The following is a 17,545-nucleotide window of genomic DNA, read 5'->3' on the forward strand; positions in this document are numbered from 1 at the left end:
GCGCCTATCGCGGCGCGACACGAGGCACGTAACGGGGGCGCGCCCGATCGAACGCGATCTCCACCCGATCCAGCATGATGCCGGGATCGAGCGGCACGATATCGAGCGTGTGGTGCCCCGGCGCCAGGACCGGCAGCTGCCATTCGGCGACCGCGGTGTTGGTCAGCACGTTGCCGCGCCACACATCGCTGCGCCCGGTCGTGGCGAGATCGACGATCCGCGCTGCGCCCCCATCAATGGTGATCGCCAGCCGCTGGCTCACGTCCGGCCCCGACGGATGGGTCGGCAGCGCCACCACGCGCACGCCGGCGCCGGTGTCGGTGCGGGTGACGAAGCGATAGCTTACCGGGGTGCCGCCGCCGCTGCCATCCGCCGCGGCGGGAGCCAGTGCCTGGCTGGACCGCAGCACGCCGCCAGTGCTGCCCAGCCAGTCGATCATCTGCCAGTCGGTCCCTGCCTCGCCGCCGGTGGCGGGGATCACGACGCGGCGTTCATGCTCGGCAATCTCGCCGGGTGCGGCGACCAGCGGGGGCGCGACGCGGGTATGGACCGGCACCTCAGCCCCGCCGCAGGCGAGCGTGAAGCTGCCGGCATCGCCCGCCCCGTCATAGCTGAGCGTCAACCGCTGTTCCCAGCCATTGCCATCATCCAGCATGCCGCCGCTGGCCGACAGCTTCAGCCCCGCGGGCAACTCGCCCGCTTGCCAGCCGGTCGCCTGCGACTGGCGGGAGAACAAGGTCAGCGTGCGGCTTTCCGCCTGCCCGCGCGTAAACAGCAGCGTGTTTTCGTCATTGATCCATTCGCCCCACAGCGCGGCGTCGCAGCCGGTCTGCGGGGAGGAGGACCATTGCGGCCACATCGGTTCGGCGAATACGGGCAGGGCGCGTGGCGCCGGGTCCATCATGCCGCGCCACTTGCCGCCGGCCAGCGCATTGTAGCGATCGGTATCCGCCACCAGTGCGTTGTGCGCCCGCCGCGCCGCCGCGACGTAGTGATTGGCGCTGGCGCGGTGCTGCCGGGCGTAAAGGCCGGCGAGGTCGAGCCGCAGGATGCGTTCGTTCAGCAGCGCGGCGGCGCGCACCGAGTACAGCACCAGTTCGAAATAGGCATCCTGCCGGTCGGGCGCGACCAGCCGGCCGGCCGCCTCCGCCCGCGCGACCAAGGCGGCATGGGCGGCCAGCCGTTCCTGCGCCTCCTCCCCGTCGCCATCAACATAGGCGGTGGGGTGGTTGGGCGTGACCCATTCGGTTTCGCCAAAGCCCATGAATTCGGGCCGCCGTTCCCACGCCAGGTCGTAGAAATCGGCCATGATCGCCGCCAGCTCCGGCGCGACCGCCTCGCCGAACTGTTCCGCCATGAACGACCGGAGGTGCTCGCGCGGGTCGCGGGCGAACAGATCCGCGTCGAAGGCGAGGTCGAGGAAGTATTGGGACAGATACTCGATCGGCTTGATGTCACCCGAATTGACGATCCACATCCGCCGCGCGCCATTATCCCACGCACGGCCCATCTGCTCGCGGATCAGCGACGGATGCGTGGTGCCCAACCACAGGTAATCGTGCGGCCGGCCCCAGTATGACAGGTGGTAATAGATGCCCATGCCGCCAGACCGTGCGCGTTCCTGCGGGCTGCCCAGCCGGCGGAGATAGCCGTAATTGTCGTCCGTCCACATCAGCGTGATGTCGTCAGGCACCGCCAGACCGGCATCATACGCCTCCTGCAATTCGTGATAGGCGACATAGACCTGCGGGATGCGATCCAGCGGGGTCGCCAGGGCATCGGCCAGGATCTGCTGCTGCAAGCCGAATACCCGTTGCAGGATCGCGCTGCGCTCCGCCGTGGAGGTAACGCCCTGCATCGGCCCGTCATGCAGGCCGCGCAGGCCCATGGTGAAGATCGCCTCCGCCCCGCCGACCTCGCCGACGCGTTCACGCCAGTAATCGGCGATCGCCCGTGGCTGGCGGGTGAAGTCGAACGGCCCGCGCTCCGCTTCGTCCCATTCGCGCAGATTGTTGCGCATCATCGGTTCGGCATGGCTGGTGCCGATCACGATGCCGTATTGCTCCGCCAGCGGCATGTTCCGCGCATCGGCGAAGAACTGCTTCGAGACGGCATGCATCGCCGGCCACAGCGTGTTCGCCTTCAGTCGCCACATCAGCTGGAACACGCGGGCATAGGTGTTCGGGCCAATATTGCCGACATCCGGATCCTGTGTCGCGGCGGCCCAGGGCAGCAGGCCCCAATCCTCGTCATTCAGGAAGATGCCGCGATATTGCACGTCTGGCGCATCGGACAGGATCGGCGCGCCATCCACCGCGACCGTATCCTGCAGCCGTGGCTGCACATCCGCCCACCAGATCCATGGCGAGATGCCGAGCCCGCGGGACAGATCGACCGCGCCATACACCGCGCCGCGCCGGTCTGACCCGGCGATCACCAGCATTCGCCGCCCGTCGGCCGCCACTTCGCCCCGGACATAACGCTCCCACCCGCCGGCGAGCGGCGACAGGTCCAGTCCGGCGCCCGCCCCGGCAGCGGCGGCGATCAGCGGCGCGTCGTGCCGGCCGATCAGCACGCAGCGGACCGCGCAATCCGCCAGTGCCGCCGAGACCGCCGGGCGCGTGCCGGTCAGAGCGGCGAGATCGTCGGCCAGCATCTCCGCCGCCAGGCGCATCGTGCCCTTCGATCCTGTATCGTCGTAGATGATCGCGGCATCGTCCAGTGCGAAGGATTGCGCCGACGCAGGCGCCGACGCGGCGCATAGCAGGACCGCAAGGATGGCATGGCGGGCACGCATTCGACTCTCCGGAAATGAGTTTCACAAATGAATTTATTTTCTCTGCCTTATCAGCCATAGCGGTCGAGGTCGAGCACAACGCCGACGGGTTCAGGAGAGGAACACAGATGTTACGGACCGTCATCGGGCTGACCTGCACCGCGGCGATCGCCCTTGCCCTGCCCGCTTCGGCGCAGGAGCCCACGGCCGGCGCGCCGGCGGGCTTGCACCTCCTGGTCGATCCGCGCGTGGGACTGGGCAACGACAATGAAGGCGACACGGTACCCGGTCCGGCGCTGCCCGCCGGTTCCATCCACCCCAGCCCGCAAACGCTGACCGGCAACAATGCCGGATATGAACCGGGTGCGCCGATCAGCGGCTTTGCCCAACTGCACACGCAGGGCTCGGGCGGACGCACGACCTATGGCACCTTCCTGATCTCTCCACAGACGGGCGAGCCGCTGCTGGCCGAGGCGGAGCACCTGTCGCCCGCCACCGACGAGGTGATGGGGCCGGCGAATTATGGCGTGACGCTGAGCCGGTGGAACATCCGGGCGGAGGTGACGCCCGCCGCCCACGCCGCGCTATACCGCTTCACCTATCCCGATGATGGGCAGCCCGCCACGATGGTGTTCGACATCACCCGCAAGATCCGCGGCGAGCTGGCAAGCGCAGGGGCGGAGGTGCAGCTGGACCCGAAGCGCGGCCGGCTGGTGGCGCGGGTGCGCGCGCGATCGTACTGGAACCCGGCGGAAACCGACATCTGGCTGGTCGCGCAGCTCGATCGCAAGCCGACCCGCTGGGGCGTCGCCGCCGGGCAGCAGAGCACGACGGCGGCTGCTGGCGAGGTGCCGGGCGACACGCCGCTGGTCGCCTGGTGGCAGTTCGATGCCGACGCGGACGAGCCCGTGCTGCTGAAGGTGGCGGTGTCCTTCACCAGCGCAGACCGCGCGGCAGAACTGCTGGAACAGGACATCCCCGGCTGGGACTTCGAACAGGTGGCGACAAAGGCCGGCGCCGCTTGGGACCGAGAACTGGGCCGCATCACCATCGACGGGGTGGACCGGGCCGAACAGCGGCGGTTCTACACCGCGATGTTCCATGCCGCGATCCAGCCGCGCGACCGCACGCTGGACCAGCCCGCCGTCCGCCGGGACGAACCGTACTGGGACGATTACTACACCTTGTGGGACACCTACCGCACCGGGTTCCCGCTGATGTCGCTGATCCGCCCGTCGGCCTACGCAGCCAATGTCGCCTCCATGGTGCGGACCTTCGAGCGCTACGGCGCGGCGCACACCGCCTTCATCGCGGGACGCAACTACCATGTGGGACAGGGCGGGGACGAGGTCGACAACGTGCTGGGCGAGGCGCTGATCCGCGGCGTGCCCGGGATCGACTGGCAGGCGGCGGTGCCCGTGGCGCTGCACAATGCGTTCGAGGAGCGCCGCCCGCGCTATCTGGTGGACGGGTATTTCGCCGTGGGCGACCGCAGCCCGGAGCCGGACAACCAACGGGCGAAGTCCGGCTCGTCCACCGTCGCCTTCGCGCTCAACGATTTCTACGCCAGCCGGCTGGCCCTGGCGCGCGGGCGGCTGGATGATGCGGCGGCGCTGATCAACCGGTCGACCAGCTGGCGCAAGGTGTGGAATCCCGCCGCCACCAGCGACGGGTACAGCGGTTTCATCCTGCCGCGCCATGCCGATGGGACATTCCAAGACATCGATCCCAAGCTGGGATGGGATGGAGTGACGTATGACAATGTCGGTTTCTACGAAGGCACGGCATGGGTCTATTCCTACGCCATGCTGCACGACCTGTCCGGCATGGTCGACGCGATGGGCGGGCGGGCCAGGTTCGTGCAGCGGCTGCGCCATGCGCTGGACAGCGGCCTGATCGACATCACCAATGAGCCGTCGTTCGCCACGCCATGGCTGTTCAGCGATGTCGGGCGGCCGGATCTGACGAGTTACTGGGCTGACCGGGTGTTCCAGCGTTTTACCGCCAACGCCTATCCCGGGGATGAAGACAATGGGGCGATGAGCTCGCACTACATCTTCAACCGGATAGGCCTGTTCCCGAAACAGACCACCGACCTGTATTACCTGCACGCGCCACACCAGCCGCAAAGCGTGATCCGGCTGGAGAACGGGCGCAGCTTCACCATCAATGCGGCCAACTGGGCACCTGGCCGGATCTACATCACCTCGGCCAGCCTGAACGGCACACCGCTGACTGCTCCTTTCGTTAGCCAGGGGGACATCATGGCAGGAGGTACGCTGGATCTCTCCCTGTCGGACCAGCCCACGACCTGGTTGCGCGACCCGGCGGCTGCCGGGGAGCCACAGCGCCCCTGATGTAGCGTGAGGGCGGCTGGCCGCCCTCGCCACAGACCTGTTTCAAGATGAGGCGGAAGGCGCGCTCGCCTGATTGACAAAGCTCTGTGGCGAATTCATACTTCGATTAATTAGAAGAATTAGGTTCAGCCCGTCAGCGGCGAATCGTAGGGGAGAAGGTCAATCATGAGCACCGCCATCCGCGTGGATTATCTGCGTCGCGCCCTGCTGGGCGTATCGCTGCTTGTCAGCGTTCCCGCCCTTGCACAGGGCATTCCGCCGGGCGATCAGCCCGACCCGACGGTGCCGACCCCGGCCAACCCTGACCAGACAGACGCCGCCGACCCTGCCGCGAACCAGACGCTGCCCGCCGCCGAGGCCGGAAGCGGCGAGATCCTGGTGACGGGTTTTCGCCAGAGCTACGCCAATGCGATCGCCAACAAGCGCAATCAGGTCGCCATCACCGATGGCATCTCCAGCGATGGTCTCGGCCGCTTCCCGGACCTGAACGTGGGCGAGGCGCTGCAGCGCGTGCCGGGCGTGCAGATCAACCGCGAGGCGGAAGGGCGCAATGCAACCATCAACCTGCGCGGCCTGCCAGGCGAATATGCCCGCCTGACGCTGAACGGCGTCGCCTTCGCGGAGCCGATCCTGAACGAGGCGGCCCCGCTGGGTGCATTCAATTCCGATATCTTCAGCGGCATCATCGTCAACAAGAGCCCGCTGGCCGATGCGCAATCGGGCGGTCTCAGCGGCAATGTCGACCTGCAAATTGCCCCGGCGCTGGGCCGCAAGGATGGCGGGTCGCTGAAGTTCGCCTATGAATACAATTCGCTGGGCGAGAAGTTCTCTCCCGCGGCGACCGCCAGCTACAATTACCACCTGTCCGACAGCTTCGCAGTGTTCGGCGTGGTAGCGTACAAGCGGGAGAATTTCCGTCGCGATTCGCTGCTGTTCAACGGGTACCTGCCGTTCAGCCCGGCACAGGCGCAGGCGGGCGCGGCGGTACTGGCCCCCTATTACGCCCAGTCGGCGGACTGCCCGTCCTGCACGGGCGCCACGACCACCCAGGGCGCGCTGTACAATTCGCAGGTCCGCCAGTACTCCCGCCTGAACGAAGGCAACCTGTTCAGCGGCGCGGCAGGCGCGGAATACGAGATCAGCGACGAGGCGAAGATCGGCGTCACCGGTTTCCTGACCGATCGCAACCTGCCCAAGACGCGGCAGTACCTGCTGATCGCCTCCAACAACACCTTCTCCAGTTTCACCAACCTCGGCAGCCCGGTCGCGCTGGACGACGGTCGCTATGTCGTGGAGGAGATCGGTTTCTCCAACGCCGACGTGGTGTCGTCCAGCCGCGACAATGCCCAGCACCAGAAGGCGTGGGGCATCAACGGCAATGCCACTTGGGAGAACGACGACTGGCGGGCCAGCATGATCGGCACCGTATCCCGGGCGGCGAATGAATCCGTGGAGATCGGCCTCGATTTCGAGACGCTGCCGCTCGCCAACGGCAATGGCGTGACCGGGACGATCAACACCGGCGGCGGCGAACTGGACGACTTCGCCTTCACCCTGCAGCCCGACCCCGCCGTGACAACACGTGGCATCCCCAACGGGTACTGGGGCGGGCTGGGGCTATCACAGGCATGGCTGGACCAGCCGACGCTGGCCGCCAGCAGCAACCGCTTCAACTTCCAGGGCACGCAGTCCTACGCGGAGAACGAGCTGTATGCGAACCAGATCGACCTGGAGCGCAAGCTGGATGGCTTCATCAGCGGCTTGCAGGTCGGGGCACGGTTCGAAAGCAACACCTTCACCTCGCGCGGGTATCGCATCAACGCCTATGGCCTGCCGGTGGAGAACATCGAGGAATCGATGCTGGTCACCAGCCCCACGGCGGACGATTTCCTGGGAAACAATGGCTCACCCACGCTGAACTGGCAGGTCCTGGACCTCGATCGCATCCTGTCCGCGCTGCAGCCGGTGGAAGTCTATCCAGGGGCGGAGCTGGCCCCGGTCGGCTACAACATCAATTACAATGACAATTCGTTCCAGCTGTACAATTTCAGCAATCGCAACGATGTGATCTCGGCTTATGGCCAGGTGAAGCTCGACTTCGAAGTGGGTGGCATCGGCATTCGCGGGAATGTCGGCCTGCGTTACGAGCATACCGACAACACGATCGAGGCGCTGGACCGCGTGCGCCAGAGCACGGCGCTCGGCTCACCCGCCGACTTCGCGGTGAACACGTTCGACAACAGCTACAGCAAGTGGCTGCCATCCGCGATCGCCATTGTCGACCTGGCGGATGACCTGGTGGTGCGCGCCGCCGCATATCGCACCTATGTCCGGCCCCAACCGCGTCAGTTCTCCCCCATCACGGTGGTCGGCGCGCCCAACAATGGCGTGATCTCCCTCGCCCTCGGCAACCCGGAACTGGAGCCTTATAACTCGACCTCGCTCGACTTGTCGATCGAGTGGTACAACCGGCCTAACAGCCTGATCTCGCTCGCCGCGTTCCAGAAGCGGATCACCGGTCTGATCGCCACCGTCAATGACCCAACCGTGCTGTGCCCGTCCGACGGATCCGCCTATGGCCTGGGCACGCTGACAGTCGTGGGTGACCAGTGCCAGAGCAGCCTGACTTACGAGTCAGGCGGCGTCACCTTGCCCTTCCTCGTCGCAGCCACCGGTTTCGTGAACCAGAACGAGCCGATCACGGTGCGCGGGATCGAGGCGAACATCCAGCAATCGTTCGACTTCCTGCCCGGCGCGCTCAGCAATCTGGGTGGCGGCGCGAACTATGCCTTCACCGACATCAGCGGCCGCACCGCCACAGGGGCGGAGGCGACGCTGCCGGGTGTGTCGAAGCACAATGTCAACGTGATTGCCTATTACGAGACGCCGGTGTTCGGCATCCGCGCGGTGTACAACCTGCGCAGTTCGTATGACCTTGCCAGCGCCGGCACCTTCACCGGCGCTGCGCGTCAGGTGCGCGCGCGCGGGCAGCTCGACATGTCCGGCTCGGTCAATCTGACCGACAGCATCTCGCTGTCGGTGGATGCCTTCAACCTGACCAACGCGGTGCGGTACGAATACGAAAACCAGGTCGAACTGCCCCGGCGGTACGATTTCGACGGACGCACCTTCACCGCGACGGTCCGGGCGATCTTCTAGCCCGGCGGCGCCCCTCACACAGTCGCCAGCAGGCGTGCAGGGCACGGCACCCGGTCACCGTCGCCCTGCACGCTGGCCATTTCGCGTCGGATCTGACAGCGCACAGGAAAGGGAGCCATCGATGATCATTCCGTTCCGCCAGGTTCTGCCGCTGGCCGCTGCCATGCTGGCGGGTTGCGCCGCCCCCGCTACCTTGACGACGCCGCCGCCGCCCGCGACGGCCTGGGATGCGCCGGGCGCGCGCAACCCGCTGATCCCCGGCTACTTCGCCGATCCCAGCATCGTGCAGCACGATGGCGAATGGTTCGTCTACGCCACGATCGACCCGTGGGGCGGGGACAGGCTGGGCCTGTGGCGATCGCGCGACGGCCGCGACTGGACCTTCTCCATGCCCGGCTGGCCGACCAAGCAGGCGGCCACCAGCCCGACCAGCAATGGCAGCCGCGTCTGGGCGCCATCAGTCGTGCGGGGCGTAGATGGCCGGTTCTGGATGTATGTCTCCGTCGGCAGCGAAGTGTGGGTGGGCGTCGCCGACCATCCCGCCGGGCCGTGGCGGGATGCCAATGGCGGCCGACCGCTGATCCCCGGCAACTTCCGCCCCGGTTACCACATGATCGATGCGGAGGCGTTCATCGACGATGACGGGCAGGCCTATCTTTACTGGGGATCGGGGCTGAACTGGATCAATGGGCGCTGCTTCGTCGTCAAGCTGAAGGCCGACATGGTGACATTCGACGGCGAGGTGCGCGACGTCACCCCCGCGAACTATTTCGAGGGGCCGTTCATGTTCAAGGCGAACGGCCGCTATTTCCTGACCTACAGCAACGGGAACACCACGAAGGACACCTATCAGGTGCGCTACGCCGTCGGCGCATCGCCGCTGGGCCCGTTCACGGAGCCGGAGGACAAGCCGATCCTGGCGACAGATGCCGCCCAGGCGATCATCAGCCCCGGCCATCACGCGATCTTCACCGCCGAAGGCCGGCCCTTTATCCTCTATCACCGCCATGCGCTGCCCTTCCCGCGTGATGACGACCAGGTACTGCGGCAGATCGCCGTCGATCCGCTGGTGGTCGAGGGTGACCGGCTGCGGGTCGTCACGCCCACTCACCACGGGGCTGACGTGCCGGGCTTTGCCAGCCATCGCCCGGCCGGCCTGCGAGCGACCCTGACCGGCTCCAGAGAAGGCGCGGTCCGCGCAGGCGACGACAATCATGCAACCGCCTGGCAGGCGGAGGCGGGTGGCTGGCTGGCCGCGGATCTGGGCCGGGTCACGGATATTGGCCCGTCCGAAGTGCGGCCCGCCTTCGCCGCGCAGCCCTTCGCGCTGATGGCGGAGGCTTCGGCGGACGGGCGGCAATGGCGCACGCTGCTGCCGCAACAGACCGTCTCCGGCTCCCCTGTCATCATCCCCGCTGCCGGGCGGGCGCGCTATCTCCGCCTGCGGCTGCCACAGCCTGCCGCTGTGCTGGAGTGGCGCATCCTGCCGCCTGGCCCCACCGAACGGACCGCCCCCCGATGAACCTTGCCCGCCGACTGTTCGCCTTGCCGCCCCTGCTGGCCGCACTGCCGCTGGCGGCGCAGGACATTCCCCGGCCGATCGCGCCGCAGATATCGCCCGACCGCCCGGACTGGGAGAACCCCGCGGTGTTCGCGGTCAACACCCTGCCCGCCCGCGCCACCGGCTTTCCCTTTGAAAGCCGCGCGCTGGCGTTGGCCGGCCAGCAGGAGCAATCGACCCGCTTCCTGTCGCTGGACGGAGCATGGCGTTTCGCCTGGTCGCCCGGTGCGGACGATGTGCCGGCGGGGTTCGAGCGGCCCGATTACGATACCAGCGGCTGGGCGACGATCCCGGTTCCGGCGAACTGGCAGGCGCACGGCTTCGGCCAGCCGCGCTACAACAACATCACCTACCCCTTCCCGGCCAACCGCCCGCTGATCCCGCACGACACAAATCCGGTCGGATCGTATCGCCGCGATTTCGACCTGCCGGCGGGATGGGACGGCAGCGACATCATCCTGCATGTCGGTGCCGCCGGCTCCGCCTATCGCGTGTGGGTCAACGGGCAGGAGGTCGGCTATGCCGAAGACTCAAAGCTGCCTTCGGAATTCGACCTCACCCCCTATGTGCGGCCCGGCGCCAACACCATCGCCATCCGCGTCTGGCGCTGGTCGGACGGCTCCTATCTGGAGGATCAGGATTTCTGGCGGGTGTCGGGGATCGAACGATCGGTCTGGCTGATGGCGGCACCGCGCGCGCGGGTGGCGGATTTCTTCGCCCGCGCCGGGCTGGCGGACGACAACCGCACCGGCACGCTCAACCTCGATCTCACCGCCACCGCCCCAGCGGCCGGAATGCGCGCGCGGGTAACGGTGCTGGATGGCGACCGCACCATGCTGGCGCGCGAGGTGGCGCTGGTCGCCGGCGATGCGCAGGTCACTGGCATGATCGCCGATGTGCGGCCTTGGTCGGCGGAGACGCCCGACCTCTATACCCTGCTGATAGAAGTGCTGGGCGCCGACGGCCGGGTGATGCAGGCCACCGCCAGGCGCATCGGGTTCCGTAACGTGGCGATGCGCGATGGCATGGTGACGGTGAACGGCCGCCCGGTGTTCATCCGGGGCGTGAACCGGCACGAGCACGACCCGGAGACCTTTCACGTCATCTCCGAAGAATCGATGCGTCGCGATATCGAGCTGATGAAGCGTAATAACGTCAACGCGCTGCGCACCTCCCACTATCCCAATGCCGAACTGCTGTACGACCTTGCCGACGAATACGGCCTGTACGTGATGGACGAGGCGAATATCGAGAGCCACGCCTATTACGGCGCTGGCCGCAACAGCGCGGCCGACCAGCGGACCTGGTGGCTGGGGCACGATCCGGCGTGGGAGGCGGCCCATGTCAGCCGTGTGGTCAACATGGTGGAACGCGACAAGAACCACCCCTCCGTCATCTTCTGGTCGCTGGGCAATGAAAGCGGCACCGGCCCGACCTTTGCGAAAGCGGCGGCGGCAGCGCGCGCGCTGGATCCGACGCGGCTGATCTCCTTCCTGGGCTGGAGCGCATCGGACGATTTCCGCGTGGTCGACTATTCCGACATCTACGCGCCGATGTACGATTCTGTCGGCAAGATGCTTGAATATGTGAACCGTACCGAGTTCCGCCAGCCGCTGATCCAGTGCGAATACGCCCACATGCAGGGCAATTCAGGCGGGAACCTGCAGGAGTTCTGGGATGCGATCTACGCCCATCCGGAACGGCTGCAAGGCGGCTTCATCTGGGACTGGGTGGACCAGTCGATGTACCGCACCACCGCCGATGGCCGCCGGTACTGGGGCGATGGTGGGCAATATGGCCCCAATCCGGGCGGAGACATCGAATTCGGCGACGGCCTGCTGCAGGCGGACCGCACGCCCAACCCGCAATTGTTCGAACTGCGCAAGGTGTACCAACCGGTCACCTTCGAGGATGTCGATGTCGCGGCCGGGCGCATCCGCGTGTTCAACCGCCACGATTTCCGCGATCTGGCAGGCTTCGCTTTCGACTGGCAGATCATGGAAGATGGCGTGCCCATCGCCGCCGGCACCATGCCGACGCCGCGGATCGCCGCGCGCGCCGACGGCGTGGTGGCACTGGACCTGCCCGACCTGCCACGCCGCGCGGGCGCGGAATACCTGCTGACCGTGGAGGCCCGCACGCTCGAGGGCAGCATTCCGATGGTGCCGGCCGGCACGGTGATGGCGTGGGAGCAGTTCACGCTGGCCCATGTGCTGCCCGCCCCGCCCGTGCGCGCGCCGGGCACGGCCAGCATGGCCGACGGCGCGGCGGCGGTGACCTTGTCCGCCAATGGTCGCGAGCTGGTGATCGATCGTGCGACCGGGCTGGTCCGCTATTCGGTCGATGGGCGGCCGGCGCTGGCAGGCGGCGCGCCGAACTTCTATCGCGCGCTGACGGATAACGACCTTGGCACCGGGCCGGGGCGGACCCACGGCATCTGGCAGACGCTGACCGAGCAGCGGCAGGTGCAGCGGATCGTGCTGGAACAGCAGGTGGATGGCCCGTCTGCCACCGTCACCATGCAGCATGGGGCGGGCGAGGTGGTGACAGTCACCCGCTACACCATGGCAGCCGACGGCGACGTGGCGGTGGACCAGTGGTTCCGCCCGGAGACGACCGCGCTGCCCGACCCACTGCGCATCGGCATGGCCTTCACCATGCCGCCTTCCTATACCGGGCTCAGCTGGTACGGGCGCGGGCCGCATGAAACCTATCAGGATCGGCAAAGCGGCGCGCCGATCGGCATCTGGCACGGCGCGATCGCCGACCAGAACCACGATTACATCCGCCCGCAGGAAACCGGCAACAAGACCGACACTCGCTGGATCGAGCTGACTGGCGGAGGCGTGCCCGCCCTGCGCATCACGGGCGATCAGCCGTTATCGGTGAACGCGCTGGCGTTCCCTTACGCCGATCTGACCCGGGCGGCGCCGGGCACCCGCAAGAGCAGCGACATCGTGCCGCATGGGGACGGCACGCTGCTGGTGGATGCACTGCAATCAGGTGTGGGCGGGGACACGCAGTGGGACTCCTATGGCCGTCCCCATCCGCGCTACCGTGTCCCGCTTTCCCGGCAGCATTACCGTTTCCGGATCGAGGCCGCGGGACAATGAGCCGCCAGGCCGGCCGCGGAACACCCGCCATTGCGCAATGGGAACGATGACCACCATGCTGATGACACAGACCCTGCGCTGGTTCGGGCCGCGCGATCCGGTCCCACTGACCCATATCCGCCAGGCCGGCGCGAGCGAAGTGGTCACCGCACTGCACGAGATCCCCAATGGAGAGGTCTGGCCACTGGCGGAGATCGCAGCACGCAAGGCATGCATCGCCGATGCCGGCCTCGGTTGGACTGTGGTCGAAAGCGTACCTGTGCACGAAGCCATCAAGACCGCCGGCGCGGATCGGGACCGGTGCATCGCCAATTACGGCCAGACGCTGCGCAATCTCGCGGCATGCGGCATTACCACCGTCACCTACAACTTCATGCCTCTGCTGGACTGGACGCGAACCGATCTTGCCTGGCCGATGCCGGACGGTGCTCTGGCGCTACGGTTCGAGCTGGAAGCGGTCGCCGCCTACGACATCCACATCCTGCAGCGTCATGACGCTGCAGCCGATTACCCCCTGGCCCTGCAGGACGCCGCCGCAGCCCGCTTTGCCGCCATGGACGGCGCGGCACGCAATGTCCTGTCGCGCACGATCCTGGCGGGACTGCCCGGAAGCGAAGAAAGCTTCTCGGACGCCGAATTCCGGCGCGCCATCGAAACCTACACGGCGATCGACGCGGATGCCCTGCGCGCCAATCACATCAGCTTCCTGCAGGACCTGTGCCCGGTGGCGGAAGAGGCCGGCGTGCAACTGGTGGTTCACCCGGATGATCCGCCGTTCCCGATATTCGGCCTACCGCGTGTTGTCAGCACCGAAGCGGACTTGCGCCATCTGTTCGCTGCTGTGCCCAGCCCGGCAAACGGGCTGTGCTTCTGCGCCGGATCGCTTGGCGTGCGCCCGGACAACGACCTTGCCGGCATGGTGGAGCGTCTGGGCGAACGGATCGGCTTCCTTCACCTGCGGTCCGTCCAGCGGGAGCCGAACAACGCCTTCCACGAGGCCCCGCATCTCGAAGGACACGCCGGCATGGTGGCGATCATCGCGGCGGTGCAGGGCGTGCAGCAGCAGTTCGGGCGGTCGCTGCCGATGCGGCCTGATCACGGCCACCAGATGCTCAACGATCTCGGCACGAGAGCCAACCCCGGCTATTCGCTGCTTGGCCGGATGCGAGGCTTGGCCGAGATACGTGGCGTGGAGCGCGGACTCCGCCACCTGATGGCGGTCTGACCGCACCCTCCTCGGGACTTCAGCGGCCGCGCTCAATCTGTAAGGCGACGCGCTCCGCCAAGCTCTTGGCTATTCCAGGCGAGCGGATATGCTTTCAATGCGTCGGCGCCGGCGATTGTCGCTTCCACCGTTCTGCTGGCAGGCTGCTGTCTTGGACGGGGCGCTCGCTCGCGTGTCCGCCAGTCTCGGCGGGTAAGCACATTCCGGATCGCTCCGGCAAGAGCGCCCCTGGCGCACGGTGTTGCGCTCCGCGACTGATCATCGAGGATGCGGCGTTCCTGTATGGGCGCTTCCACCGGGTGCTCACATGCATGCAAGCGCCCGCTGCGGCCGATCCCCGCTCATGCCTAGATTGGTATGATGCCACTTAGTCACGAAACCGACGCAAAGAAGAATCTTTCTCTCAGCAGATTGCCACTATTTTTAACTTGTGCTGAAAAGGGCTCCAGAACTAACGACATGTCTCGTGCGAGGGCATACCTATATCATACAGGTATGGCATGGACAGTCAGTGACACGAAGGAGGCGGTTGATGACGGACGCTTTGACGCTATCAGGTCTGGGCTCATTTCGTGCCCTTCGCGGCCTCCTTTATGCCGGCTGTGCGGTCACGCTGGTGACCGGCGGCTCTGCCGCCGCGCAAGACTCGACCACGGCCCAGCCTTCGGTCGATCCTTCGCAGGATGATGCAGCGCCCGGAACGCTGCCGCCCGTGCACACTGCGGAGGAAGCCGTCACCGGCGAGGCCGGTTCCGGCGACACCATTGTCGTATCAGGCATCCGCAGTTCCATCGAAAGCGCGTTGGCGGCCAAGCGGCAGGATGTGCGCGTTACCGACGGCATCTCGGCGGAGGATATCGGCAAGTTCCCGTCGGAAAACATCACCGAAGCCATTCAGCGCATTTCCGGCGTCCAGATGTCGAACGTGAACGGGCGCGGCGCCACGATCGGCATCCGCGGCCTCGGCCCGCAATATGCGAATACCACGATCAACGGGCAGAACTTCCTCAGCGCCGATTTCACCGACGGCTTCCGCTACGACGTGGTGCAGACCGAGCTCGCCTCTGCCATTCAGGTCATCAAGTCGCCCACTGCGAACATGGACGCCGGCGGTCTTTCGGGCACGGTCAACATCAACACGGTGCAGCCGCTGGAATATCGCGGCGACCGCTTCATCGTGTCGGTCAAGGGCCAGAAGGCCGAACTGGCCGAGGGCGGCGTGACGCCAAAGGTCAGCGCCACCTATGTCGACCGGTTCCTGGATGACCGGCTCGGTGTGTTTCTGAGCGCCAGCTACCAGGAACTGAGCGATCGCGCGGATTACATGTGGATGGATCGCTGGTTCACCACGCCAACGACCGCAGGAGACCGGCACACGCCACGGCGGCTGCGCTTCCGCCGGATCGACCGCGACACGGACCGGCTGCTGCTGAACGGAACGCTGCAGTACCAGCCGACCGACACGCTGGAGCTGTCGCTCAGCGGCATCTACGCGCAGGACAAGACGGATTACGACGTCAATCAGCAGGTGTTCGGCTTTGACAGCCAGTACATCACCGTCACGCAAACCGATGGCCTGACGGATACCGGCATCCTGGCCGACAACGTCTACACCGACAACAACCGACAGGTCGAGAACCGTGACCTGACGAGTTCGGCCTACACCGCGAAGGCGGAGTGGGAGAATGATGGTTGGCATGTGGATGCGGTCGGCCATTATACGCGTGGCCGCGGCAAGACGCGCGAAGATGCGGCCATCTTCTCCGTGTTCATGGATGGGCTCGCGCTGAACTATTCCGATCCCGACAATGTGATCCTGACCCCGACGCGACCGCTGACCGATGCCACCTTATATGCGCCGGAAAACTGGCTGTTCTATACCTACCCGAACGGTGCCGAGAGGATCTCCACCGCGCAGGAGCGGGCGGGTCAGCTGGATCTGACGCGCGATGTGGACTTTGCCGGGATCAGCTCGATCGTGGTGGGTGGCAAGTATCGCCACGAAAGCTTCGATCGCGACGTCTCGCGTCATGATCGCGACGCGCTGGAGACACCTCCCACCTCCGTCTTCCCGCGCCTGGAAGAATATAACTACCTGGTCACCGACTTCCTCAACGGCCGTATGTCGGTTCCGGACAGCTGGGTGGCGCCCTCGATCGCGGCGAATGACGAAGCGCTGGCGGCGAATGGCGGAACCCCGCCCGACCTGTTCGCCCCTGAATCCAGTTACGAAGTCGATCGGTTCATCACCTCGGCCTACGCCATGGCCAATATCGACACCGACATCGGCGACATGGGCCTGCGCGGCAATGTCGGGATCAGGTACGAGCATTCGAAGCAGAAGATCTTCGGCTACATCACGCAGGACGTGCCAGGCGCCGAGGTCGACCAGATCACCGGAACCTACATTCAGGAAAAGAACTACGGCAACTGGCTGCCCAGTGCGGCGCTGGTGCTGGACATCGCGCCCGGTGCGTTGATCCGCGCCGCCGCAGCCAAGGTGCTGGTGCGGCCGCTGCTCAACACCAACAGCTCGCTTGCCCGCATGCGCAGCACCTTTGTGGATGCGCTGGGGCAGACCGTGAACTCGATCGACCTGGGGCAGGCCGAACTTGACCCATTGACCGCGAACCAGTTCGATCTCGGCTTCGAATATTACTATGCTGGCGGCAGCGCCATCAGCATCGCGGGGTTCTGGAAAGACATCAAGAACGGCACCTTCTCCCGCCTGATCTGCTCCGACACCTATGAAGGGGTCGCGCTGTCCTACAATGGGGATGGCGACTGTCAGGGCAGCAACGGGGAGCTGTACGACATCGTCGAGACGCTGAACGATCCGACGACCATCACCATCAAGGGCCTGGAGATCGCCTGGACGCAGTCCTTGGACCAGTGGCTGCCCGTGGCCGGCTTCGGTTTCACCGGCAATTACACGCGGGTATTCCCGGAAAAGGTGGAGATCGGCGAAGGATACCGCATCCGCAACCTTTCCGAACAGACCTGGAATCTGACAGCTTATTGGGAAGACGACACCTTTTCCGTCCGCGCATCGGTCAACCAGCGCAGCTCGTACGAGCAGGACTTCTCGGACAGCTTCTTCGCCCGCGAAGATCACACGGTGCGCAAGCGCACGCAGGTCGACCTTGCCCTGGGCTATGCGCTGAATGATCGCATCAACTTCGCCGCGGGGGTGATCAACCTGAACAATGCGGGCGAGGAAGCATACAAGGACTTCGAGGATCGCTGGCAGATGACAAGCATAACCGGCCGCAGCTATTACCTGACCGCAACCGCGCGGTTCTGATGATGGCGTGGCGCGGACAGCCGACCGGCCGGCGGCACGACAGGATCAGG

The 17,545-nt window shown here is 66.0% G+C and carries 7 protein-coding genes; 6 read left to right on the plus strand and 1 reads right to left on the minus strand.

Features of this window, described 5'->3' with window-relative positions; all coding sequences use genetic code 11:
- Window positions 1-4: 4 nt before the first annotated feature.
- Window positions 5-2,797, minus strand: a complete 2,793-nt coding sequence (locus D5S08_RS13765; protein ID WP_121119546.1) for a glycosyl hydrolase 115 family protein — start codon at window positions 2,795-2,797, stop codon at window positions 5-7.
- Between the two features lie 107 nt (window positions 2,798-2,904).
- On the opposite strand from D5S08_RS13765, the gene D5S08_RS13770 reads away from it, so the two are divergent.
- From D5S08_RS13770 to D5S08_RS13795, 6 genes are all read left to right on the plus strand, one after another.
- Window positions 2,905-5,133 (plus strand): GH92 family glycosyl hydrolase, encoded by a 2,229-nt coding sequence (locus D5S08_RS13770; protein ID WP_121119548.1) that lies wholly within the window; start codon window positions 2,905-2,907, stop codon window positions 5,131-5,133.
- Window positions 5,134-5,298: 165 nt separating this feature from the next.
- Complete coding sequence (locus tag D5S08_RS13775; RefSeq protein WP_121119550.1) at window positions 5,299-8,292, plus strand: TonB-dependent receptor; 2,994 nt, start codon at window positions 5,299-5,301, stop codon at window positions 8,290-8,292.
- A 121-nt stretch (window positions 8,293-8,413) separates the two neighbouring features.
- Complete coding sequence (locus D5S08_RS13780; RefSeq protein WP_241557416.1) at window positions 8,414-9,814, plus strand: family 43 glycosylhydrolase; 1,401 nt, start codon at window positions 8,414-8,416, stop codon at window positions 9,812-9,814.
- A complete protein-coding gene (locus D5S08_RS13785) occupies window positions 9,811-12,966 on the plus strand; it encodes a glycoside hydrolase family 2 TIM barrel-domain containing protein (protein WP_121119552.1) in 3,156 nt (1,051 codons plus the stop codon). The genes D5S08_RS13780 and D5S08_RS13785 overlap by 4 nt, the downstream gene beginning before the upstream one ends.
- A 46-nt stretch (window positions 12,967-13,012) precedes the next feature.
- Entirely contained in the window at window positions 13,013-14,191 is a 1,179-nt protein-coding gene (gene uxuA / locus D5S08_RS13790; RefSeq protein ID WP_121119589.1) for a mannonate dehydratase, read from the plus strand.
- A 532-nt stretch (window positions 14,192-14,723) separates the two neighbouring features.
- On the plus strand, window positions 14,724-17,495 hold the full coding sequence (locus D5S08_RS13795) for a TonB-dependent receptor (protein WP_121119554.1): 2,772 nt from the start codon (window positions 14,724-14,726) through the stop codon (window positions 17,493-17,495).
- Window positions 17,496-17,545: the final 50 nt, after the last annotated feature.

The sequence above is a fragment of the Croceibacterium ferulae genome, from assembly GCF_003660445.1.
GTDB classification, from domain to species: Bacteria; Pseudomonadota; Alphaproteobacteria; order Sphingomonadales; family Sphingomonadaceae; genus Croceibacterium; species Croceibacterium ferulae.